General features: G+C 71.8%; 16 protein-coding genes and 3 pseudogenes. 5 read left to right on the forward strand and 14 right to left on the reverse strand.

Annotated elements, in window-relative coordinates:
* Positions 1-170 precede the first annotated feature (170 nt).
* The 8 genes and pseudogenes from Q3Y56_RS21770 to Q3Y56_RS21805 all read right to left on the reverse strand — a co-directional run bounded on the left by Q3Y56_RS21770 (position 171) and on the right by Q3Y56_RS21805 (position 8,782).
* Positions 171-2,087, reverse strand: a complete 1,917-nt coding sequence (locus Q3Y56_RS21770) for an IucA/IucC family siderophore biosynthesis protein (RefSeq protein ID WP_304463535.1) — start codon at positions 2,085-2,087, stop codon at positions 171-173.
* 8 nt (positions 2,088-2,095) lie between these two features.
* Positions 2,096-2,677 carry a GNAT family N-acetyltransferase gene (locus tag Q3Y56_RS21775; protein ID WP_304463536.1) on the reverse strand — a complete coding sequence of 194 codons (582 nt, stop codon included), beginning with the start codon at positions 2,675-2,677 and terminating at the stop codon, positions 2,096-2,098.
* Positions 2,674-3,980: pseudogene (locus tag Q3Y56_RS21780) on the reverse strand (lysine N(6)-hydroxylase/L-ornithine N(5)-oxygenase family protein). The gene Q3Y56_RS21775 and the pseudogene Q3Y56_RS21780 overlap by 4 nt, the downstream one beginning before the upstream one ends.
* Before the next feature lie 26 nt (positions 3,981-4,006).
* Positions 4,007-5,728, reverse strand: a complete 1,722-nt coding sequence (locus tag Q3Y56_RS21785; protein WP_304463537.1) for an aspartate aminotransferase family protein — start codon at positions 5,726-5,728, stop codon at positions 4,007-4,009.
* A gap of 326 nt (positions 5,729-6,054) precedes the next feature.
* On the reverse strand, positions 6,055-7,020 hold the full coding sequence (locus Q3Y56_RS21790; protein ID WP_304463538.1) for a siderophore-interacting protein: 966 nt from the start codon (positions 7,018-7,020) through the stop codon (positions 6,055-6,057).
* 104 nt (positions 7,021-7,124) lie between these two features.
* Positions 7,125-8,159, reverse strand: coding sequence for an ABC transporter substrate-binding protein (locus Q3Y56_RS21795; RefSeq protein WP_304463539.1), 1,035 nt, complete (start codon positions 8,157-8,159; stop codon positions 7,125-7,127).
* A gap of 149 nt (positions 8,160-8,308) precedes the next feature.
* The gene (locus Q3Y56_RS21800; RefSeq protein ID WP_304463540.1) at positions 8,309-8,575 is read right to left on the reverse strand and encodes a DUF4190 domain-containing protein; all 267 of its coding nucleotides are present in this window, start codon (positions 8,573-8,575) and stop codon (positions 8,309-8,311) included.
* A gap of 3 nt (positions 8,576-8,578) precedes the next feature.
* A complete protein-coding gene (locus Q3Y56_RS21805) occupies positions 8,579-8,782 on the reverse strand; it encodes a hypothetical protein (RefSeq protein WP_304463541.1) in 204 nt (67 codons plus the stop codon).
* Positions 8,783-8,909: 127 nt separating this feature from the next.
* Here Q3Y56_RS21805 and Q3Y56_RS21810 point away from each other — a divergent pair.
* Positions 8,910-9,535 (forward strand): annotated as a pseudogene (locus Q3Y56_RS21810) (TetR family transcriptional regulator).
* A gap of 121 nt (positions 9,536-9,656) precedes the next feature.
* Here the strand turns inward: Q3Y56_RS21810 and Q3Y56_RS21815 are convergent.
* Positions 9,657-10,952, reverse strand: a complete 1,296-nt coding sequence (locus Q3Y56_RS21815) for a M6 family metalloprotease domain-containing protein (protein ID WP_304465722.1) — start codon at positions 10,950-10,952, stop codon at positions 9,657-9,659.
* 532 nt (positions 10,953-11,484) lie between these two features.
* Between Q3Y56_RS21815 and Q3Y56_RS21820 the strand changes: the two genes are divergently transcribed.
* Together Q3Y56_RS21820 and Q3Y56_RS21825 are read left to right on the forward strand one after the other, a co-directional pair.
* Positions 11,485-12,150: a TetR/AcrR family transcriptional regulator gene (locus tag Q3Y56_RS21820; RefSeq protein ID WP_304465723.1), complete on the forward strand. Its 666-nt coding sequence runs from the start codon at positions 11,485-11,487 to the stop codon at positions 12,148-12,150.
* Positions 12,151-12,245: 95 nt separating this feature from the next.
* Complete coding sequence (locus Q3Y56_RS21825) at positions 12,246-13,793, forward strand: DHA2 family efflux MFS transporter permease subunit (protein ID WP_304463542.1); 1,548 nt, start codon at positions 12,246-12,248, stop codon at positions 13,791-13,793.
* 135 nt (positions 13,794-13,928) lie between these two features.
* Here the strand turns inward: Q3Y56_RS21825 and Q3Y56_RS21830 are convergent, their stop codons facing one another.
* Positions 13,929-14,435 (reverse strand): MarR family winged helix-turn-helix transcriptional regulator, encoded by a 507-nt coding sequence (locus Q3Y56_RS21830; RefSeq protein ID WP_304463543.1) that lies wholly within the window; start codon positions 14,433-14,435, stop codon positions 13,929-13,931.
* A 101-nt stretch (positions 14,436-14,536) separates the two neighbouring features.
* On the opposite strand from Q3Y56_RS21830, the gene Q3Y56_RS21835 reads away from it, so the two are divergent.
* Positions 14,537-15,337, forward strand: coding sequence for a dioxygenase (locus Q3Y56_RS21835; RefSeq protein WP_304463544.1), 801 nt, complete (start codon positions 14,537-14,539; stop codon positions 15,335-15,337).
* 47 nt (positions 15,338-15,384) lie between these two features.
* On the opposite strand, the gene Q3Y56_RS21840 is transcribed toward Q3Y56_RS21835, so the two are convergent.
* The gene (locus tag Q3Y56_RS21840) at positions 15,385-16,596 is read right to left on the reverse strand and encodes a questin oxidase family protein (RefSeq protein ID WP_304463545.1); all 1,212 of its coding nucleotides are present in this window, start codon (positions 16,594-16,596) and stop codon (positions 15,385-15,387) included.
* 106 nt (positions 16,597-16,702) lie between these two features.
* Positions 16,703-17,275 carry a hypothetical protein gene (locus Q3Y56_RS21845; RefSeq protein WP_304463546.1) on the reverse strand — a complete coding sequence of 191 codons (573 nt, stop codon included), beginning with the start codon at positions 17,273-17,275 and terminating at the stop codon, positions 16,703-16,705.
* 416 nt (positions 17,276-17,691) lie between these two features.
* Between Q3Y56_RS21845 and Q3Y56_RS21850 the strand changes: the two genes are divergently transcribed.
* Positions 17,692-18,696, forward strand: coding sequence for an RNA polymerase sigma factor RpoD/SigA (locus Q3Y56_RS21850; protein WP_304463547.1), 1,005 nt, complete (start codon positions 17,692-17,694; stop codon positions 18,694-18,696).
* A gap of 117 nt (positions 18,697-18,813) precedes the next feature.
* On the opposite strand, the gene Q3Y56_RS21855 is transcribed toward Q3Y56_RS21850, so the two are convergent.
* Complete coding sequence (locus Q3Y56_RS21855; RefSeq protein ID WP_304463548.1) at positions 18,814-19,554, reverse strand: SDR family NAD(P)-dependent oxidoreductase; 741 nt, start codon at positions 19,552-19,554, stop codon at positions 18,814-18,816.
* A gap of 150 nt (positions 19,555-19,704) precedes the next feature.
* Positions 19,705-20,855: pseudogene (locus Q3Y56_RS21860) on the reverse strand (P1 family peptidase).
* Positions 20,856-20,931: the final 76 nt, after the last annotated feature.

Genomic DNA, 20,931 nt, shown 5'->3' on the forward strand with positions numbered 1-20,931 from the left:
CGCACGAGGAGGTCCTGGCCGCCTCCGCCCCGCGGAGGCGGGGGAGAAGGCCGCCGGGGGCCCAGCGCTGTCCGGTCGGCATGGAAACCGGCAGCACCGGGCCGCCCGGCGGCGGCTCTGGGGGGGAGAGAGGGGAGGGGCTTGTGCGTTGTGGCCCGCCCCCGCCCGGGTCAGGCCCCGCGTACCTCCCCCGCGAACCGTGCGATCGGGTTCTCCAGGGTCCCTACGAGCTGGAGAGCGCCCGCCGGGTCCGACAGGTCGACCATCTGCTCGTTGTTCCTGAGCTGGAGGCGGTTCAGGCAGGACAGGGCGAAGGTTTCCGTGAACATGTCGTACTGCCGGAACTTCTCCGCCAGGTGCGGGACCGACCTCTCGTAGTCCGCCACGCATGCGGCGACCGTGCGCCAGAAGGCGTCCTCCGGCAGGGTGCCGTCGTCTGCCAGGGTGGCGCCCAGGAAGCGGAAGAAGCAGTCGAAGACGTCCGTGAAGATCGACAGGAGCTTCTTGTCCTCGGGGACGTCGGCGCGGATGCGCTGGACCGCCGGGGGGAGGGCCGCGTCCGGGTCCATGACCGCGATCTCCTCGGCGATGTCCTTGAAGATCGCCCGTTGGACCGTCCCCGTCTCGTCCAGGGCCAGGATCACGTTCTCGCCGTGCGGCATGAAGACCAGGTCGTACGCGTAGAAGCTGTGCAGCAGCGGGGTCAGGTAGGCGTGCAGGTAGCGGCGCAGCCAGTCCTCCGGGGCCAGGCCGGAGCGGCGGATCAGGGCCGCCGCCAGGGAGCGGCCCTCGGCGTCGGTGTGCAGGAGGGACGCCATCGTCGCCAGGCGCTCGCCCGGCTCCAGGGCCGGGACCGGGCTCTCCCGCCACAGCGCGGCCAGCATCTTGCGGTACGGGGAGTAGCGGTCGGTCGCGGCCTCGTACCTGCCGTGGCGGTAGCCGATCGCCGCCCGCTCGCGGATGATCGTCAGGCCCGTGGCGCCGAACACCTCGTCGGAGGCGATCAAGGCCGCCAGCCAGTCGTTGATCGCCGGGGTCGCCTCCATGTACGCCGCCGACAGGCCCCGCATGAAGCCCATGTTGAGGACGGACAGCGCCGTCTTGACGTAGTGCTTGGACGGGGCGGTGGTGTTGAAGAAGGTACGGATGGACTGCTGCGCCAGGTAGGCGTCCGTTCCCGTGCCCAGGTAGACCAGGCGGCGCTCGGCCAGCTCCGCCGCGAACGTCACCGACATCTTGTTCCACCACTGCCACGGGTGGACCGGGATGTAGAGGTAGTCCGCCGCGTTCAGGCCCAGGTCGGTCAGGGTCTTCGCGAAGCCGTCCAGCACCTCCTGGCCCAGTTCCGCGCGCATCAGGCCCTCGTAGTCCAGGTCCGCGGCGCAGGTGAACGTGGCGTGGTCGCGGTGCCCGGCCAGCCAGACCAGCCGGACCTCGGACGCGGCCTCCGGGGCGTACGCGTGGTACTCGTGCACCCCGAAGCCCAGCCGCCCGTTGTTGGCGACGAAGCACGGGTGGCCCTCGGTCATGCCCGTCTCGATCGCCTGGAAGTCGGCCCCGGCCAGCTCGGCGGCGCTCACCGGCTCCTTGGCGAGCTTGTACGCCGAACCGGCGAGCGTGGAGCTGATCTCCTCCAGATAGACCGGAAGGATCCGGTCGGTGAGACCCAGCGTGCCTCGTAGCTCGATGAAGAATTCGAGGGCGTCCAGGGGGAGTTCGGTGCCGTCCCGGTGGCGGGTGATGGTCTCCGGCGCCACCTGCCAGTGGTCCAGGGCACGCCGCCGCGCCCGGAAGCGGTACTCCGTCGCGGCGTCGTCGCTCCGCACCACCCACGAGCCGTCGGGCTGCGGTTCCGGGTTCAGCAGGCGCTCGTGCGCGAACTCCGCCAGCGCCTTGCGGACCAGCTGCCTGCCCGCCCGGGCCCACAGCTCCGGGGTCAGGTGCGCCACCGCGCCCCGCGCGTCCGTCTGCGGGGGGGTAGCGGGGGTCGTACCGGAGGTCGTTCCAGAGGTCAGGCCGGAGGTCGTTCCAGAGGTCAGGCCGGAGGTCGTTCCAGAGGTCAGGCCGGGGGTCGTTCCAGAGGTCATGCCGGGGGTCATACCGTTGCTCCTTGCGTGGCCATGAACTGCTCGCGCGTGCAGACGCTCAGCAGCGCCTCTTTCTCCGGCTTCACGATCGGACCGACCACCTCGAAGCCGACCGCGGCGTTCAGCGCGTGCACCGCCGTGTTGCCGATGTCGGGCTCGACCACGACGCGCCGGGCGGCCGGATCGGCGAGGACGAAATCCATCACGGTCGTGATCACGGCACGGGTGAATCCATGCAGCGGGGTGTCGGTCGGCGCGCACAGGAAGTGCATGCCGACGTCTCCCTCCAGCGGTTCGTACAGGCCGACCAGTTCCACGTGCTTCGGGTCGTATCGCTCCACGAGGAACGCCGGGCGGCCCTGGTGCAGCCCCAGGTACGCGTCGTGGTGCGGGTGGTCGGCGATCCTGCGGTACTCCCGCGCCACGTCCGCCACGTCCGCGTCCAGCATCATCCAGTACGCCGACTTGGGGTGGGTCAGCCAGCCGTGCAGCAGCTCCGCGTCCGCCACCGGGTCCAGCGTACGTACGGCGAACTCGCCCAGCCTTGCGTCCGTGCGGGTGAAGATCCGGGTGGAGGGAGTCTCGCTCATGCCGTGATGCCCTCCGGCGCGGCGAACTCCTGGAACGCGATGGACTTCTCCACCGGATAGTGCTCCCGGCCCAGCAGCTCCCGGATGATGCACACGTTGCGGTACGGGCCCATGCCCAGGTCGGGCGAGGTGACGCTGTGCGCGTGCGCCGCGCCGTTCTGCAGGAAGACCCGCGGCCGGTGGTGTCGATGCTGTAGTTGCGGGCCACGTCGAAGCGGCCGCGGCTGTCCCAGCGCAGCCGGTCGCGGACCGGCTCCAGGAACGCCGGTACCCGGTAGCGGTAGCCGGTCGCGAGCACCAGGCCCTGCGTGGCGAGGGAGAAGTCGCGCTCCTGCTCGTGCTGGCGCAGGCTCAGGGTGTACGTGCCGCTCTCCGCGTCGTACGCGGCGCTCGCCAGCTCGGTGTTCGTCATCAGCCGGGTCGGCACCGGCCCATGCACGCTCTTCTCATAAAGAAGGTCGAAGATGCTGTTGATCAGATCCGCGTTGATGCCCTTGAACAGGCCCTTCTGCTCGGACTCCAGGCGGTAGCGGGTCGCTTCCGGCAGGGCGTGGAAGTAGTCCACGTACTCCGGCGACGTCATCTCCAGCGTCAGCTTGGTGTATTCGAGCGGGAAGAAGCGCGGGGAGCGCGTGACCCAGTTCAGGCGGTAGCCGTGCGCGTCGATGTCCTGGAGCAGGTCGTAGTAGATCTCGGCGGCGCTCTGGCCGCTGCCGACGATCGTGATGCTGTCCTTGGCCTGGAGCGCGGCCTTCTCCCCGAGATACCGGGAGTTGTGGAACAGGTCCCCGCCGAGGCCGTCGCACGCCTCGGGTATGTACGGGGGCGTGCCGGTGCCCAGGACCAGGCGCCGGGCGCGGTGGACGTGCCGTTCGCCGGTCGCCGCCTGGACGCCGTGGACGAGGTAGAGGCCGGCGGCCTCGTCGTAGGTCACCTCGGTGACCTCGTGGCCGAAGCGGACATTGCGCAGCCGGGAGGCGGCCCAGCGGCAGTAGTCGTTGTACTCCGTACGCAGCGGATAGAAGATCTCGCGGATGTAGAAGGGGTACAGCCGCCCGTTCTCCTTCAGGTAGTTGAGGAAGGAGTACGGGGAGGTGGGGTCGGCCAACGTGACCAGGTCGGCCATGAACGGCGTCTGGAGGTGGCTGCTGCTCAGCAGCATGTCCGGGTGCCAGTCGAAGCTGGGCTTGCGCTCCAGGAAGAGCCCGTCGAGTTCGTCGATCGGCTCGGTCAGGCAGGCGAGGCCCAGGTTGAAGGGGCCGAGCCCGATCGCGATGAAGTCATGGGTGGTGGGCGTGGTCACGTGCGGTTCTCCGTCGGGGTGGTTCGTCAGCCGGCGCGGCGGGCGGGCTCGGGGGAGGCGTGCTCGGCGGCGCGCTCGGCCGGTTCCTGCTCCAGGTGGCGGCCGGAGTGCTCGTCCTCGTAGCGGCCGGTGTGCTCGGCGGTGTTCTCGTTGAGATAGCGGCCGGTGTGCTCGGCGGGGCGCCGGCGGGTGTGCTGGGCGGCGTTCTCGTTGAGGTAGCGGCCCGCGTGTTCGGCGAGCAGATCGAGGACGTGCGCGATGTCGTCCAGCGAGGTCTCCGGGTTCAGCAGGGTGAATTTCAGGTAGTGGGCCCCGTCGACCTTGGTGCCCGCGACGACCGCGGCGCCGGAGGCCGCCAGGGCCTCGCGGGCGTACAGGTTCGCCTGGTCGGCCAGCGCACGGGCCGGGCCGCTCGGGGGCAGGTAGCGGAAGACGAGCGTGCTCAGCTGGGGCTTGACCACGACCTCGAAGCGCGGGTCCTGGTCCAGCAGCTCCCAGCCGCCGGCCGCCCGGTCGACCACCTCGTCGAAGAGGTCGCCGATCGCGTCCGCGCCCATGACGCGCAGCGTCATCCAGAGCTTGAGCGCGTCGAAGCGGCGGGTGGTCTGGAGGGACTTGTCGACCTGGTTGGGGATGCGCTGCTCGACCATCCGCGCCGGGTTGAGGTAGTCGGCGTGGTACGTGACGTGGCGCAGCGTGGCCGCGTCCCGGACCAGAACGGCGCTCGAACTGACCGGCTGGAAGAAGGACTTGTGGTAGTCGACCGTCACCGAGTCGGCGCGCTCGATGCCGTCGAGCAGATGGCGCCGGGTACGGGAGGCGAGCAGCCCGCAGCCGTACGCGGCGTCGACGTGGAACCAGGTCTCGGCCCACGCGCACAGGTCGGCGATGCGCGGCAGCGGGTCGATGGAACCGAAGTCGGTGGTGCCCGCGGTGGCGACGACGGCCATCACGATCAGTCCGTCGCGGCGGCACCGGTCCAGCTCGCGGGCGAGCGCGGCGGGCCGCATCCGCCGTTCGCGGTCGGTCTCCACGGCGATGACGGCGTCCGGGCCGAGCCCCAGCTGTTTCGCGGACTTCCGCACGCTGAAGTGGCTCGCCTCGGAGGCGAGGACGCGCAGTCGCGGAAGGATCTCGTGCCGGGCGGGGGGCTCGGAGGCGTCATCCGCCGTACGGGCGCGGTCCACCGCGCGGGCGCACGCCTCCTCGCGGGCGAGCAGCAGGGCCTGGAAGTTGGACTGGGTTCCGCCGCTGGTGAAGACGCCGTCCGCGGCCGGGCCGAGCCCGATGCGGTCGGCGGTCCAGTCGATCAGCCGCCGCTCGATGAGGGTGCCGCCCGCGCTCTGGTCCCAGGTGTCGAGGGAGGAGTTGACGGCGGACAGGACCGCCTCGCCGAGCAGCGCGGGGATCACCACGGGGCAGTTGAGGTGGGCCAGGTAGCGCGGGTGGTGGAAGTAGACGGCGTCCCGGAGATAGACGTCCTCCAGCTCGTCCAGGGCGGCGGCCGCGCTGCCCAGCGGCTGGTCGAGGTCGATGCCGGCGACGCGGGGGGTCAGCTCGGCGGGGGTGACGCCGGTGAACGGGCGGCCGGTGCCGGCGACGGTGTCGGCGACCAGCGCGGCACCGTCGGCCAGGACGCGCCGGTAGCGCTCCGCCGTACGGTCGTTGAACAGGTGTGACCTGCTGTCCGTCGCGCTGGGTACGGGGCCTGTCGAGGCGTCCTCAGCGGTCTGCGCGAGGAGACTCACGGTCGGTCCTTTCTGATTTCGGGCATGGGGATGCCCGGGCGCGGGCGTGGCGGCGCCCTGGTGTGGGGTGAGTGAGGCGGGGGCCCTGGAAAAGGCATGGCGGTGCCGTGGTGGGGGGCGTGGGCACGGCAGCGCCGGGAGGCCAGGGGTGCCTGTGGGGAGGAAGAGGTGGGGGGCTGGTGGTTCGGGGAGCCGGCCGTCCGTCGGTACGGGGTCAGTCGTCTGTCGGTCCGAGGTCAGTTGTCCGTCGGTACGGGGTCAGCCGTTCAGGTCCGTCGGTACGGGGTCGGTCGTCCGTCGGTATGGGGTCAGTCGTCCGTCGGAGGTCAGTCGTCCGCGGGCGCGGTGCCCGACACGGCCTCCTCGACGAGTTGCTCCTCGGTGGCGCCCCGGCGCCAGTAGCCCGTGAACATCACGCGCGTGCGGTCGAAGCCGCGGTCGCCGGTGAGGTGGCGGCGCAGCGCCCGTACGGTGCCGGACTCGCCGGCGATCCACGCGTACGGCGTCCCCTCGGGCAGGTCCGTGCCGCGGACCGCGTCCAGGACCAGGCCGTCGCGCCGGCCGGTCGCCCGGTCGCGTACCAGCCAGGTGATCTCGGCGGTGGCCGGGGTGGGCAGCTGCTGGATGTCCTCGGCGTGCGGGACCTCGATCCACGCGCGCGCGGGGGTGCCCTCCGGCAGCGCTTCGAGGATCCCCGCGACGGCGGGCAGCGCGGTCTCGTCTCCGGTGATCAGCACCCAGTCGGTGTCGGCCGGCGGGCGGAAGTCCACGCCGCCGTTGTCGGCGACGACCGGGCCGAGCAGGATGGCGCGGTCGCCGGGTTCGGCCCGGGCGGCCCAGCGGGAGGCCGGTCCGCCGGCCTCGGCCGCCGCCGGACCCGCGCCGTGCAGCGCGAAGTCGACGTCGACCTCGTCCGGGTCGCGGCGCTGCGCGCGCACGGTGTACGAGCGCATGATGCCGCGCTCGTCGGGGTCCATAGCCCGGTACTCCGCGAACCAGTTCTCACCGGCCTCCGTGGGGACCAGCGGCACGTCCTGGTGGGGGTGCGGAAGGAAGAGTTTGAACCGCTGGTCGCGGCCGCCGGAGACGAACTCGGCCAGCTCCGGGCCACCGAACGTGATCCGGACCATGGAGCGGCCCAGGAGCCGCGTCCGTACGACGTGGACGTCGAAGAAGCGGAAGGGAAGCGCCGGGGCTGCTTCGGCGGCCTCCGCGGCTTCGGTGCCCTCTGCGGCTTCGGCGGCTGCTGCCGCTTCGGTGGCGGCTTCGGTGGTGGCTTCTGCTGTGGTCATGAGAGAGGCCTCTTCCTTTCACGTGCCGGGGGTGAGGGCCCGGGGCCCGCGGGAACCGGGTGGTCCGGGCCGGCGGACGGGGAAGTGTCCGCCGGCCCGGCCGGTCAGCGGACCTTCTTGGCGTCCTGGATGGCCTTGGTCAGGGACTCGATGAGCGGGGCGGCACCGGCGTAGCTGAAGCGCGGCTCGCTGCTCCACGAGGCGATCTGTCCGGCCTTGACGGCGGGCAGCTGCTTCCACGTGGGCTTGGAGGCGAGGTCCTTGGGCTGCAGCGTCCCGGTGCGGTTGTCGAGGAGGAGCAGGTCGGCGTCGTACTGGTCAGCGTTCTCCCAGCTCAGGGACTGGAAGTAGCCGTTCTCGTCCAGCTTTTCGGGGACCACGAAGTCCACGCCGAGCTCGCGGAAGTAGATGAGGTCGGCATTGACCTTGGGGTTGGAGACGTAGAACAGGTCGGGGTTGGCGGAGCACGCCATGACCCTGATCCGGCTGGACTTGGCGGTCTTGCGCAGCGTCTCGGCGGCCTTCTCGAAGCGGGCCTTGGCGTCGGTGACCTTCTTGGCCTTGAGGTCGGCGCCGAGGGACTCGGCCAGTTCGGCGTAGCGCTTGATGGGCTCCAGCATCGAGACCCGGGCGGTGCTGATGGCGAGGGTGTCGGCCAGGCTGAAGATCTTCTTCTTGCTGGCCTCGGGGACGTAGAACAGGGCGCCCGGGTCGTACATGTTGCTGATGAGCAGCTGGGGTTCGAGGCCGACGTACTCCTCGATGCTGAACTTGTCGTACTCGTTGCCCAGGATCTTCACCCGGTTGACGTCCACGTCGCCGGCCATCGGGTCCGGCTTGCCGTTCGGGAGCTTGGTCGGGCCGAAGACGCCGACGATCTGGTCGTCGATGCCGAAGTCGTGCAGGGCGGCGGCCACGGGGGTGTAGGCGACGATCCGCTGCGGGGTGCCGTCCAGGCGCACCGTCTTCTTGCGGTCGTCGGTGAAGGACCAGGCGCCGCCCTTGCCGCTGTCCGAACCGCCGCCGGACTTCGAGCCCTTGTCGTCGCCGCAGGCGGTGACCAGGGCGCCGAGGCCGACGGCGCCGCCCGCGGCGAGCAGGCCGCGGCGGGAGAGGGAGAGGGCTCTGGAGGGGCGCATGGCGGGAGTCTTTCGTTCGATGCGGACGCGGGGACGGCCGCTGGACCAAGTTCGAGGTTAGGTTAGCCTAACCAACTTGGTTGTCCAGTGGCGGGGGCCCCTCCCGCCGTGACTCCGCTGCGCGACTCCGCTGCGCGACCCGCCGGGAATCAGCCCCCGAACTGCCAGATGACCGACTGATCGGCCGTCACCAGGGCGGCGAGTACGAGGAGGTCGGCCGCGCCCAGCGTGATGCCGAGCAGGGCCCGGCCGCGGCGCCCGGTGCCGCGGGCCAGCGCGAGGCCGCCGAGGATGATCGCGCACGGCCCGAAGACCAGGTTGAACAGCAGAAGGCCGATCAGGCCCATGACGAACGAGGCGACGGCCATGCCGTCGGCGTCGGTGCGGCGCCAGGCGGCCGGACTCGTGGTGCTCATCGGTCAGCTCCTTTTCTGCGCGGTCTGCGTGGCGGTCTGCGCGTTCGGTGCGGTCCGCGCGTTCTGTGCGAGCCGTTCGCGGAGGAAGAAGACGAGCAGCCAGGTGCCGATGACGGCCGAGGCCGCGAGGAACACCGGGAGCGGGGTGTGTGCCGCCGCGCCCAGGAGGATTCCCATCAGGAGGAGAGCTGCGACGAGGAAGATCATGTGCGGCCTTTCTCGGATGCGGATGGCCTGCGTGTTTCGGTTGAGTGAACAGTTGGGATGACAACTGTTCACTGACATCTCCATCCTACGCTGGCCAAAGTGAGAGAACGGTTGTTTACTGAATGACATGAGTCACACGCTCGGGGTCCGGCAGGCCCAGAAACAGAAGACCCGGCAGGCACTCCTCGATGCAGCCCTGCGACTCCTGGAGGACCAGAGCCTGAGCAGCCTGGGGCTGCGCGAGGTGACCCGCGTCGTGGGCGTCGCCCCGGCCGCCTTCTACCGGCACTTCCGGGACATGGCCGACCTCGGCGTCGCGCTGGTGGAGGAGGCACTCGGCAGCCTGCACGGCATGGTGCGCGCCATACTCGCCGAGCAGAACGGGGACGACGAGCGGATCGACGCCACGGTGGCGGTCGTCGCCGAGCACGTACGCCACCACTCCGCCCACGTCCGTTTCATCGCCCGCGAACGGCACGGCGGCGTACGCCCGGTGCGGGAGGCCATCGCGGCGCAGCTCGGCAGGTTCGCCGACGAGGTCGCGGAGGTGTTCGCCGGCCCGCTGGTCGCCGAGGGCTGGAGCGCCGAGGACGTCCAGATGCTCGCGGAGCTGTACGTCGACCACATGGTGATGACGGCGACGGCGTTCCTGGAGGCGGGGGCGAGGCGGAGGCCGAGCGGCGGATCGCGCGGGTCGCCCGGCGGCAGCTGCGCCTGATCAGCCTCGGCCGCCGTCATTGGGCCGAGGTGTGAGCGGAACCCTCACCGGCGGCGTGTGTCAGACGGATACCGACAGCGTGTGTCATGCGGACACCGGCGGCGCGTGTCATGCGGGCATCGGCGGCGCGCGTCATGCGGGCACCGGCGGCGTGTGTCATGCGGAGCGCGTGACCTTCACCCGGTAGCCGCCGCCCGCGTCCTGTCCCGTCACGGTGATCCGGAGCCCGTGTTCGCGGTCGTCCAGGTGCCCACCTGAGCGGTACGCGGCGTCGCTCAGCTCCGGGTGCACGTTCGGCTGCCGGGTGCAGCCGCCGCTGTCCGGCGTGGCGTCCATGACGGTGATCGGGCCCTCGCCCGAGTCGGCCCGGGTGTCCAGCCGGGAGATCAGGACGCCCGGCCGGCAGACGCCCTCGTCGTTCCCCTCGTTCGTACGGACCTCGATCGCGTAGCCCGCGGAGTCCGATGCGGGGACGAAGACCAGCTTGGTGCCGCCGCCGGGGCGCCCGAGCGGGCTGATGGCGTAGGTCGAGTCACCCGGCCGGGCGGCGCACTCCACCTGATCCTCGGTCAGCCAGCCGAGCTTCCACTTGTGCCAGGCGAACACGTCGTTGCCCGCGCCCCAGTCCTCGCTCATCACGTCCCAGTGACCGGCGTGGTCCGCGCCCTGCGCCGTATAGAGGTCGGGGAGGCCGAAGGTGTGGCCGTTCTCGTGCGGCAGGACGCGGTAGCCGTTGGCGGCGAAGGAGCCGGTGCCGTCGTCCTGGCGGCTGTAGATGAAGGAGACGTTGGCGAGTGGGACGCCGTCGGCGCGGGGCGCCTCCCGGTTCCCGGCGAAGGTCACCGACAGGACCGTGTGCGCGGCGGGCGGTCCGGCATTGGGCGTGATCAGCACGTTGACCAGGTCGTAGCGGCGGAAGTCGACCAGCGGGTCGGCGGCCCGCGCGATGTCGCGGAGCAGCTTGCGGTAGCCGGGCTCGAAGGTGCTGCCGCGCTCGATGCCGTATGAGCGGAAGGTGTGCGGCATCCGTAGCCAGCGGTCGACCGGTGCCGCCGGCCGGTAGTCCAGCCGGCCGTAGGAACCGCGGGCGAACCACTGCGCGGTCCGCGGGAAGAACTCCGCGAAGCGCTGCCGCGCCGTCCCCTCACCCGGCGTGTCGGGGAAGTCGATCATGAGGGTGAGGGCGTGGACGGTGCCGGTGCTGCGGCTGTAGCCCGGCGCGGTGGGCATGCCCTCCGACATCCGGGTGTCCGGTCCGGGGGCGAGTGTGCACGACAGGCCGTCGTCGGGGGTGGCGGACCCCGGCAGGGCGGGGGCGCGGGCGGCCGGCGGTCCGGCCCGTGCGCCGTTGGAAGCCGCAGGCGCGCAGACGGCCAGGACGAGGGTGGCGGTGGCGGCGAGCGCGGTGCGGCGGGCGGATATCCGGCCCCGGGGGTTCCGGGGCCGACGTATTCGCCGGCGGCGTATTCGCGGGCCTCGTGGGCGTTGGTTCCTCATTGCCGACCACGGTGCGGGCGGCGGGGAGGCGGTGCCCGTGCGGCGCGGCCGAACGGGTGGCGATCCCGGCCCATGCGGGGGACGTCCCGGCCGGGAAGGTGTGAAACCCCGCGCCACGCGATCGTGATGCACGTCACACGGCCGCCGTGAAATATCCGGGGATGGTCTCCCCGTTTAGACAAGTGTTCGGCGAAACGGGGAATCGCTCCCCGGAAGCCGGACACCGCGACAAGACAGACGAGATATGCGTGACGGCCGGATGCCCGAAGCATCCGGGCATCCGCATACGAACGTGGGGGAAGGAGTGCCGCTCGTGGCCGCCAGCACCACCGGGAACGCCGCACAGGGTGTTGCCGGAAGCGCCGCCGAGGCAGCGGGAACCGGCAAGGCTGCCAAGGCCGCCGCCGACAGGAACGCCGCCCGGGTCGCCGCCAAGACGGCCGCCGCCGCGACCGCCAAGGCGGGTGCCAAGGCCGCGCAGCCCCGGCTGCGCGCGGACGCGCTGCGCAACCGGGAGCGGATCATCGCGGCCGCCCGCGAGGTGCTCGTCGAGTACGGGGCGGAGGTCCCCCTCGATGAAATCGCTCGACGAGCGGGCGTCGGGAATGCCACGATCTATCGGCACTTCGCGGACCGTCGCGAGTTGATCCACCATGTCACCCTCTCGGTCATGGGCCGCATCGCGGACCAGGCCGAGGCGGCCCGAGCTGAGGAGAGCGATGCCTTCCAGGCGCTGCGGCGTTTCGTGCACGCGGCGGCGGACGAGCGCATCGGAGCCCTGTGCCCGCTCCTCTCCGACGGGATCGACAGAGAGCACCCCGACCATGTAGCCGCCAAGGGGCGGCTCGAGGCCGCCATCGAGGCGCTCATGCGGAGCGCGCGCGACACCGGCCAGCTGCGCACCGACATCGACGTCGGTGACCTGATGGTCGCCCTGACCCAGCTCACCAGACCGCTGCCGGGTTGGGGGTCCCGCCTGGGGGCACCTCCCGGACGAAGTCCGGGGGAGGAGCCTGGGGGCGGCTGTATGAACTTCGACCGATTCGTGCACCGGCATCTCCAGCTGTTCCTGGACGGCCTGATGACGCCGGCGCGCTCCGAACTCTCCGGCTCCGCCGCGACCTTGGAGGACCTGCGACGCCAGCAGTCATGACCGGATCCGGGCGATCCGTCCCGTAGCCCGCCCGCCCTCGCGTTCCAGACTTACCGTCCCGTTTTCACTCTCCGCACCGCTAGGTAGGCCCACCCATGCCTGAAACGGCTCCCCAACTCGACCCGCGGCGCTGGAAAGCGCTGATATTCATCGCCCTGGCCCAGCTCATGGTCGTGCTCGACGCGACGATCGTGAACATCGCGTTGCCCCACGCCCAGGACGCCCTCGACATATCCGAGGCCAGCAAGCAGTGGGTCATCACCGCTTACGCGCTCGCCTTTGGTGGCCTGCTGCTCTTCGGCGGCCGGCTCGCCGACCTGTGGGGCCGCAAGCAGACCTTCATCGTCGGTCTGGCCGGCTTCGCCGCCGCCTCCGCGCTCGGTGGCGCCGCGGTGAACCCCGCTATGCTCTTCGGCTCCCGCGCCCTCCAGGGCGTGTTCGGCGCGATGCTCGCCCCGGCCGCGCTCTCGCTGCTCGCGGTGATGTTCACCGACACCAAGGAGCGCGCCAAGGCGTTCGGCATCTTCGGTGCCATCGCCGGTGGTGGCGGCGCCGTGGGCCTCATCCTCGGCGGTGTCCTCACCCAGTACATGAACTGGCGCTGGACCTTCTTCGTCAACATCCCGTTCGCGGTCATCGCGGCTGCCGGCGCCATCCTCGTCATTCGCGAGCCCTCGGAGAGCCGTAACCCCGCCAAGCTCGACATCCCCGGCGTCATCCTGGCCACCACCGGCCTGGTCGCCCTGGTGTACGGCTTCACCCGCGCGGCCGAGGAGGGCTGGTCCGACGGCCTCACCATCGGCATGTTCGTCGCCTCCGGTCTGCTGCTGATCGCCTTCGTGTTCGTCGAGTCCACGGTCAAGGCCCCGCTGCTGCCGCTGCGCGTGGTCACCGAGCGGAACCGCGGCGGCGCCTACGCGTCGCTGGGTCTGGCGATCATCGGCATGTTCGGCCTGTTCCTGTTCCTGACCTTCTACCTGCAGAACCTTCGGGGCTACAGCCCGGTCAAGACCGGTCTGGCCTTCCTCCCGATGATCGTGGGCATGATCATCGGCTCGACCCAGATCGGTACCCGGCTGATGACCCGGGTCGCGCCGCGACTGCTGATGGCGCCGGGCTTCCTGGCCGCCGCCGTCGGCATGCTGATGCTGACCCAGATCGACCTCGACACCTCCTACCCCGCGCTGATCCTCCCGGCGTTCCTGATCATGGGCCTCGGTATGGGTACGGCGTTCATGCCGGCCATGAGCCTGGCCACACACGGGGTGCAGCCGCAGGACGCGGGCGTCGCCTCGGCCATGGTCAACACCTCGCAGCAGGTGGGCGGCGCCATCGGCACCGCGCTGCTCAGCACCATCGCGACCAGCGCCACCACCGCGTACGCCAGCTCGCACAAGGGCGCCGTCGAGGCCGCGTTCGGCAAGTCGCCCGCGGACGGCGCCAAGGCGGCCGAGCTGATGCAGGCCCAGGCGATGGTGCACGGCTTCTCGGTCGCCATCTGGTGGGCGGTCGGCATCCTGCTGTTCGCCGCGGCGGTCGTGGTGGTCTTCATCAACGCCGGGCGGCCGGACCTCGGTCAGACCGTCGCCGGCTCCGGTGACGGTGAGGGGCAGGACGCGCCGATCCCGGTGATGGCGCACTGACCGGCCTCCGGCACTCCGGAGGGAGAGCGACGGGACGGCCCCGGCCCCGCGATGCGCGGAGCCGGGGCCGTCCCGTTCGTCGTCCGTGTGCGGTGGAGGTGCCGAGCGGGCCGGTCGGACGGGCCGGCCGGACGGTCAGCGCAGCCAGGGCAGATCCGCGCCCTCCGGTTGCAGCCCCTCGGCCACGATGGCGCAGATCTCGCCGAGTCGGGCGACCTGCTCCGGGGTCAGCCGGTCGAATATCGCCGAGCGCACCGCGGCGACATGCCCGGGCGCGGTCTGCCGCAGCACCTCGTACCCCTCGTCCGTGAGCACCGCGTTCTGACCGCGTCTGTCGGACGCGCAGTCCTCCCGGCGCACCCAGCCGTTTCTCTCCAGCCGGGCGATGGCATGCGACAGCCGGGAGCGGGTGATCTTCGTCTGCTGGGCGAGGACGGTCATCCGCAGTCGCCGACGCGGCGCCTCCGAGAGCTGGATCAGCAGCGCGTAATAGATGTGCGGCATGCCCGCGTCCCGCTGCAGCTGACGGTCGAGATGGTCCTCGAGCAGTGTGGTGGCGTGCAGATAGGCCCGCCAGGTGCGCTGCTCCTCATCGCTGAGCCAGCGGGGCTGATCTGCGGGGTCGGTCTTCTTGGCTTCCACAGTGCCAGTGTACGGACGGCTTCTTGAAGATTAAACAATTGGTCGATATGGTGGGCCTCGGTGAGCTTGAGAGTTCAAGTAACTGATCGGAGAGCCGCTCCATGTCCTCCTCCACCGCCCCCGCTCCGACGTCAGGCCGTATGCCCGCGCTCTACCTCAGCCACGGCGCCCCGCCGCTCGCCGACGACCCCGTCTGGCCGGGCCAGCTCTCCGCCTGGTCGGCCGCTCTGCCCCGGCCCACGGCCATCCTGATGATCTCCGCGCACTGGGAGGAGGCGCCGCTGGCCATCGGCGCCACCCGCACCGTGCCACTCGTCCACGACTTCTGGGGCTTCCCCGAGCACTACTACCAGGTGCGGTACGCCGCGCCCGGCGCCCCCGAACTCGCCGAGCGGGTGACCAAGTCCCTCCGCGCGGCGGGCACGCCGGTGCAGGACATCCCGGACCGCGGCCTCGATCACGGCGCGTACGTACCGCTCGTCGAGATGTTCCCGGCCGCCGATATCCCCGTACTCCAGGTGTCCATGCCCACGCTCGACCCCCAGCGCCTGATGGCCATCGGTCGCAAGCTCGCACCGCTCAGGGACGAGGGCGTGCTCATCGTGGGCAGCGGCTTCTTCACCCACAACCTGGCCGCCCTCCGGCAGTCCGGAGGCGGGGTGCCGAGCTGGTCGGCCGAGTTCGACGACTGGGGGCGGCGGGCGCTGGACGGCGGCGACGTCGACGCCCTGCTCGACTTCACGCAGGCCGCCCCGGCCGGACGGCTCGCCCACCCGCGCACCGAGCACTTCGCGCCGCTGTTCGTCACGCTCGGCGCCGCCGAGAACGACCTCGGCAGCCAGCGGTCGGTGATCGACGGCTACTGGATGGGGCTGGCGAAGCGGTCGGTCCAGTTCGGCTGAGGGCCTGAGGGCCTGAGGCCCGGACGGACCGGGCGGAGGAGAGGCCGTCAGCGCAGGGGAGTGATCAACGCGCAGGCGCGCGTCACGGCCGCCGACGCCGCCGACGCCGCCGGGGAGCCGGTCGCGCGGGCGACATCGAGCGCGCTGTCCGCCAGCTTGATCGCGTGCTCGTCGCCGTGCTCGACCGCCCGCGCGAATGCCTCGGCCAGACCGCCCCCCTCGTGCTCCCCGAACTCCCCGTCCGCGTACTCCCCGTACTCCCCGTCCGCCCTGTTCGGCGGCCCGGGAGCGTACGCCGCGTACTCCTCGTCCCTCTCGCCCGGCGGTCCGGGAGCGTACGCCGCCGTCACCGCCGCGCTCGCCGCCCACGCCGCACCCAGGCTCGGCACCCACAGCGCGCGCGGCAGCGCGGGGAGCGTGCGCAGAACGGCGTTCGGAGCCGTCACGGCATGCACGAGCATGATCGGTTCCGCCTCGGCCTGGGCCGCGTAGCGGTGCGTGGCCGCCGCCACCAGCGCGGCCAGCCCCTCACGCGCGTCCTCGGGCCCGGTCGGCGGCCGCAGCGCGGCGGTGGCGGCGGTCCACGCGGGCAGCGCCTCCAACTGCGCCAACCGGTCGGGCAGCCCGCCTTCCTGGACGGGCACGGCCGGTACGGACCACAGCGCCGTCCCCGGGGCCGCCGATCCCGCCGGGGCGGCGGCCCCGGGCAGCGGGTGGTGCCGGGCCGCCCAGTAGCCGAGGCCGTGGGCCAGCTCGGTACGGCGCGGGGCGGTCTCGCCGTATCGCAGCAAGGTCCGTACGGCGTGACCGACCCGGATCACCGGGTGCGTGGAACCGCCCGCGATCCCCGGCAGCAGCCGCGGCCACCACTCGATGAGCACATCCCGCCAGGGACGCTCGGCGATGGTGCGCGTGAAGTAGCCGATCCAGTCCCCTGCGCGGCGCGGATCGCCCAGCGCGGAGCGCCAGGTGGCGTTGGTGACGGGGACGCCCGTGGCGGCGGGGAAGTCCTCCAGCTTGCGGGCGTACAGATCCAGCCAGCGGTGCACGCGCTCGCTGTGGCCGTGCGCCGTCAGCGCCTCGACGGCCATCGGGGCGTGGTTGGTGAGCCGCCCCAGCCGTTCCGGGCCCCGGGAGTGCAGTCTTTCCAGTGCCTCGTCCAGCGCACCGGTCGCGGTGCGCTCTCGGTCCCGTCCCCGTACTTGTCCCTGTTCCTGTTCCTGCCGCTGTTCCTGTCCTTGCTGCTGCGGTGGGGTCATGGGCCGACGCTAGGCGTGGCCCCCGGCCGGGAGAACGGGCCGGGGGCCGAACCTGGCGGGCCCTGCGGCCTAGGACCGCGGTCGCGGCACCGGAAGGTGCGCGGGATTACGGCCGCGTGCCGCCCGGCTGCTCCGGAGATTCCGGCAGGGCGCGGGACGACGAATCCGGAGGGGCGGATTTCGAGGGTTCCAGGGCGCCTTTGGCCGCGGGTTGCGCCGGGCCGACCGGGGTCCCCATCAGCACGATCGGGGGGATCGACGCGGAGGCGACAGCGTCCGTCCTGCGGGACGGCTCATGCGTGTGGAAGAGGTAGAAGGCGATCCCGCCCATGATCGTGCCGAAGATGAGCCCCTTCAGCGAGGCCGCCAGGGTCGTCGCTCCCATGGAGCCGTATCCGTAGCCCACCGCCGCGCCGAACACGGACCCGTACGCCACGGCCTTGAGCTCCGTGATGGCCTTGGGACTCCGCTGGAGTGCGCCGACAAGCTGGCAGAGCCCGGCCATCACGGCGGCTGCCAGCAGGCCGTGCACCTCCGCCCATCCCATGGACGTGCCGTGCTTGTGCTCCAGCCAGCCGATCCAGGCGCCGAAGGCCATCCCGAAGGTGGCCGGAAGCGCGCCCGCGGTCGGGAGATGGAAGCGGAAGCGGTGAGACGGAGCGGCGGCGTGCGCGTTCATGGCAGGCTCCTTCCTCCGGGTGCCCTGGCCGACAGGCCGGGTGCCCTGACCAACAGGTCACACCCGTCCGCCCGCGACGGCAACTCGATCAGCCGAGCCTCTGGGGCGGCCGGGCGCCTCTGCGCGGCCCGGCCGACATCGGCGCCCCAGGCAACCAGGAGCGGGCGCGAGCCGTCTTCACCGGTGGGAGAGCGGCCACGGACGGCGCCTTCCCCACCGGGTCTGACCTGCACGTCCAGGACCCGCACCGCTGCGCGCCCCGGGTGCGGCGGGGCAGGGTACTGCATGATCACGAAAACAGGTGGGTGGCGAGGGAATTCTGTCCGGATTCCAGTCGTTGTTTCCATCGAACGGGGCACCCGTAAGGCGTTCCGTCCACTGTCCAGCGACCGACTCACCGCAAGGGAGCACCACGCATGGCAACCCGTGCCGTCGCCCGTCGTCAGGCCAGCACCAGCGGTGCTGACGGGGGCAGCAGTGTTCGCGCCGCGAGCGGGGAGATCGCCGATCGCGACCTGGTCGGTATGTATCTCGACGAGATAGCCCGCACCCCGCTTCTGGACGCGGCGCGGGAGGTCGAGCTGTCCCAGGTCATCGAGTCCGGGGTCTACGCCCAGCAGATCCTGGACGGCGAGATCAGCGACTCCGACGCTGCTGCAGGCGCGAGCCGCGAGGAGCTGGAGGCGATAGCCGCCGAAGGCGCCCGCGCGAAGGACATCTTCATCCGTTCCAACCTGCGTCTGGTGGTGGCGGTCGCACGCCGCTACCCGCGCAGCGGGCTTCCGCTGCTCGACCTGATCCAGGAGGGCAACGCCGGTCTGGTCCGCGCGGTCGAGAAGTTCGACTACGCCAAGGGTTTCAAGTTCTCCACGTACGCCACGTGGTGGATCCGTCAGGCCATCACCCGCTCGATCGCCGACCAGTCCCGCACCATCCGGCTTCCCGTCCACCTGGTGGAGGAGCTCGGCAGGATCCGCCGGGTGCAGCGCGAGTTCAACCGCGAGCACGGACGCGAGCCCGAGCACGCGGAGATCGCCGCTGAGCTGGGGAGCAGCACGGAGCGCGTCTCCGACGTGCTCGACTGGGCACGGGACCCGGTCAGCCTCAACATGTCGGTGGACGACGAGGGCGAGACCCAGTTCGGCGACCTGCTGGAGGACACCTCGGCGGTCTCGCCCGAGCAGTCCGTGCTGACGCTGCTGCGCAGCGAGGGGCTGGAGAACCTCATCGGACGGCTTGACGACCGCACCGCGTCGATCATCAAGGCCCGTTACGGGATCAGCGACGGGCGCGAGCGGACTCTGACCGAGGTCGGCAAGGAGCACGGCCTGACCCGCGAGCGGATCCGGCAGATCGAGAAGCACGCACTGCTGGAGCTGAAGAAGATGGCGCGCGACACCGGCTTCGACGCCGCCGCCTGACGGAGGCCGCTCCGTCACCCAAAGACGAGCCCCGGCGCAACTCCCCCCCAGCGCCGGGGCTCCCACACTGCCACCTACCTCTCCCTCTCCTGCTGTTACCTCTGCCGCTGTCGCCGCTCAGGCCGCGAAGCCGCCGTCGACCGCTATGGAGGCCCCGGTGATGTACCGGCCGCCGTCGCCCGCCAGGTGTGCGACGGTCGCCGCGACCTCCCACGGCTGTCCGTAGCGGCCGAGCGCGGTGAGGCCGCTCTGCATGGCGGCGCTCTCGCCGTCGGCCGGGTTCATGTCGGTGTCGATCGGCCCGGGGTGGACCAGGTTGACGTTGATGCCGCGCGGGCCGAGCTCGCGGGCGAGCGCCTTGGTCAGGCCGGTCAGCGCGCTCTTGCTCATCGCATACAGGGAGCCGCCGGGGAACGTGACGCGCTCGGCCATGCAACTGCCGATGCCGATGACGCGGCCGCCCTCGGGCAGCAGCCCGGCCGCGGCCTGGGCCGCCAGGAACGGGGCGCGGACATTGACCGCCAGGACGCGGTCGACATCCTCCAGCGACAGATCGCCGACCGGGCCCATCACTCCGGTGCCCGCGTTGTTGACCAGGATGTCCAGCCGTCCGAACTCCGCCGCGGCACCGGCCACGGCGGCCCGCACCGCCTCCGGGTCGGAGCTGTCCGCACGTACGGACCACGCGCGGCGGCCCAGGGCCTTGATGCCGTCGACGACTTTCGCCGCCGCGTCGGCATCGCTGTGATACGTCAGCGCGACGTCGGCGCCGTCCTGGGCGAGGCGCAGGGCCACCGCCGCGCCGATACCGCGGCTGCCGCCGGTGACCAGCGCCGCCTTGCCGTCCAGTGCTGCCATGTTCGTTCGCCTCTCGATTGCGAAGACCGGGGACATGACTCGATCTTGGAGCGGCGCGGGTGGGGAATCCGGCGGCATTCGGACGTCGCGTTGAAGGGGCGTGGGGCGTCACGTGGCGGCGTGAGGCGTCCCGTTGGGCGACGTCCAGTTTCACGTTGGACGGTGACCGCGTCCGGGCGGGACCGGACAGCCGGGATACAGGTCGCGGTACGACGGGAAGACCCCGCCGGGCCCGTCCACGCCCCCGGCGGCCAGCACCGCGTCCACCACGGCGCGGGTGAGGACGTCCGGGCCCGCCGCCAGCACCTCGTCCAGGGCCGCCGCGATCCGGTGCACCTCGAACTCCGGCGCGCCCGTGTTCCCCGCGCCCTCCGGCAGCAGCGGACGGGTGGTCGTCGACAGGGCGAACACGATGTCCCCGTCCGACAGCAGGTGCACCGGCCGAACGGCGCGCGCGAGACCGTCGTGCGCCGTGCCCGCGAGCTTCTGCGCCTGGGCGCGGGTGAGCGCGGCGTCGGTGGCGACCACTGCCAGGGTGCTGTTGTACGACGGAGTCGCGGTGGCGGCCAGGCGGCGCAGCGACTCGGCCCGTGCCTCCTCCAGGCGGCGCAGCGCCTCGGCGTGCGCGGCGGCGTCCGGGCGATAGGGGAGCCCCCTCCCCCCGCCCCCTCCCCTCCCCCCGCCCCGCCCCCGTACCCCGGGCCCCAGCCCCACGCGTACGCCTGGCCGTACAGCGTGCCCGTCAGCGGGTCCAGCACCGATCCCGCCGCGTTCACCGCGACCAGTGCCGCCACCGTGGTGCCGGACGGCAGCACCACGCTCGCCGACCCGACTCCGCCCTTGAGGCCGCCCGCCACCGCGCCCGTGCCCGCCCCGACTCCGCCGCGCGCGACCGGCGCGCCCGGCTCCGTATCGGCGGCGGCCTGGGCGGCGGCCCGGCCCAGGGCGGCGTCCGGCCGGGCCCGCCAGTCACCGCCTCGGCCCAGGTCGAACAGGACGGCGGTGGGGACCACCGGGACGACCTGCGCCGGGTGCGGGCCGACCCGGAAGCCGCGCCCCTGGTCCTCCAGCCAGCCGGCCACTCCGGACGCCGCGTCCAGCCCGAACGAGCTGCCGCCGGTCAGGACGACGGCGTCGATGCGCGGCACCAGGTTCCGGGGATCCAGGGCGTCGGTCTCGCGGGTGCCGGGCGCGCCGCCCCGCACGTCGACCGCGGCGATCACGCCGCCGTGCGGCGCCAGCACCACCGTGGTGCCGGTCAGCCAGCCGCCGCCGACGCGCTGCACGTGCCCGACGCGCAGCCCCGGGACGTCGGTCAGCGCGTCCCGGGCCCCGGGGCGGGGCCCTGACGGTGCACCGGGCGGTGGTTCAGGCTGC

The sequence above is a fragment of the Streptomyces sp. XD-27 genome (assembly GCF_030553055.1).
GTDB lineage: Bacteria > Actinomycetota > Actinomycetes > Streptomycetales > Streptomycetaceae > Streptomyces.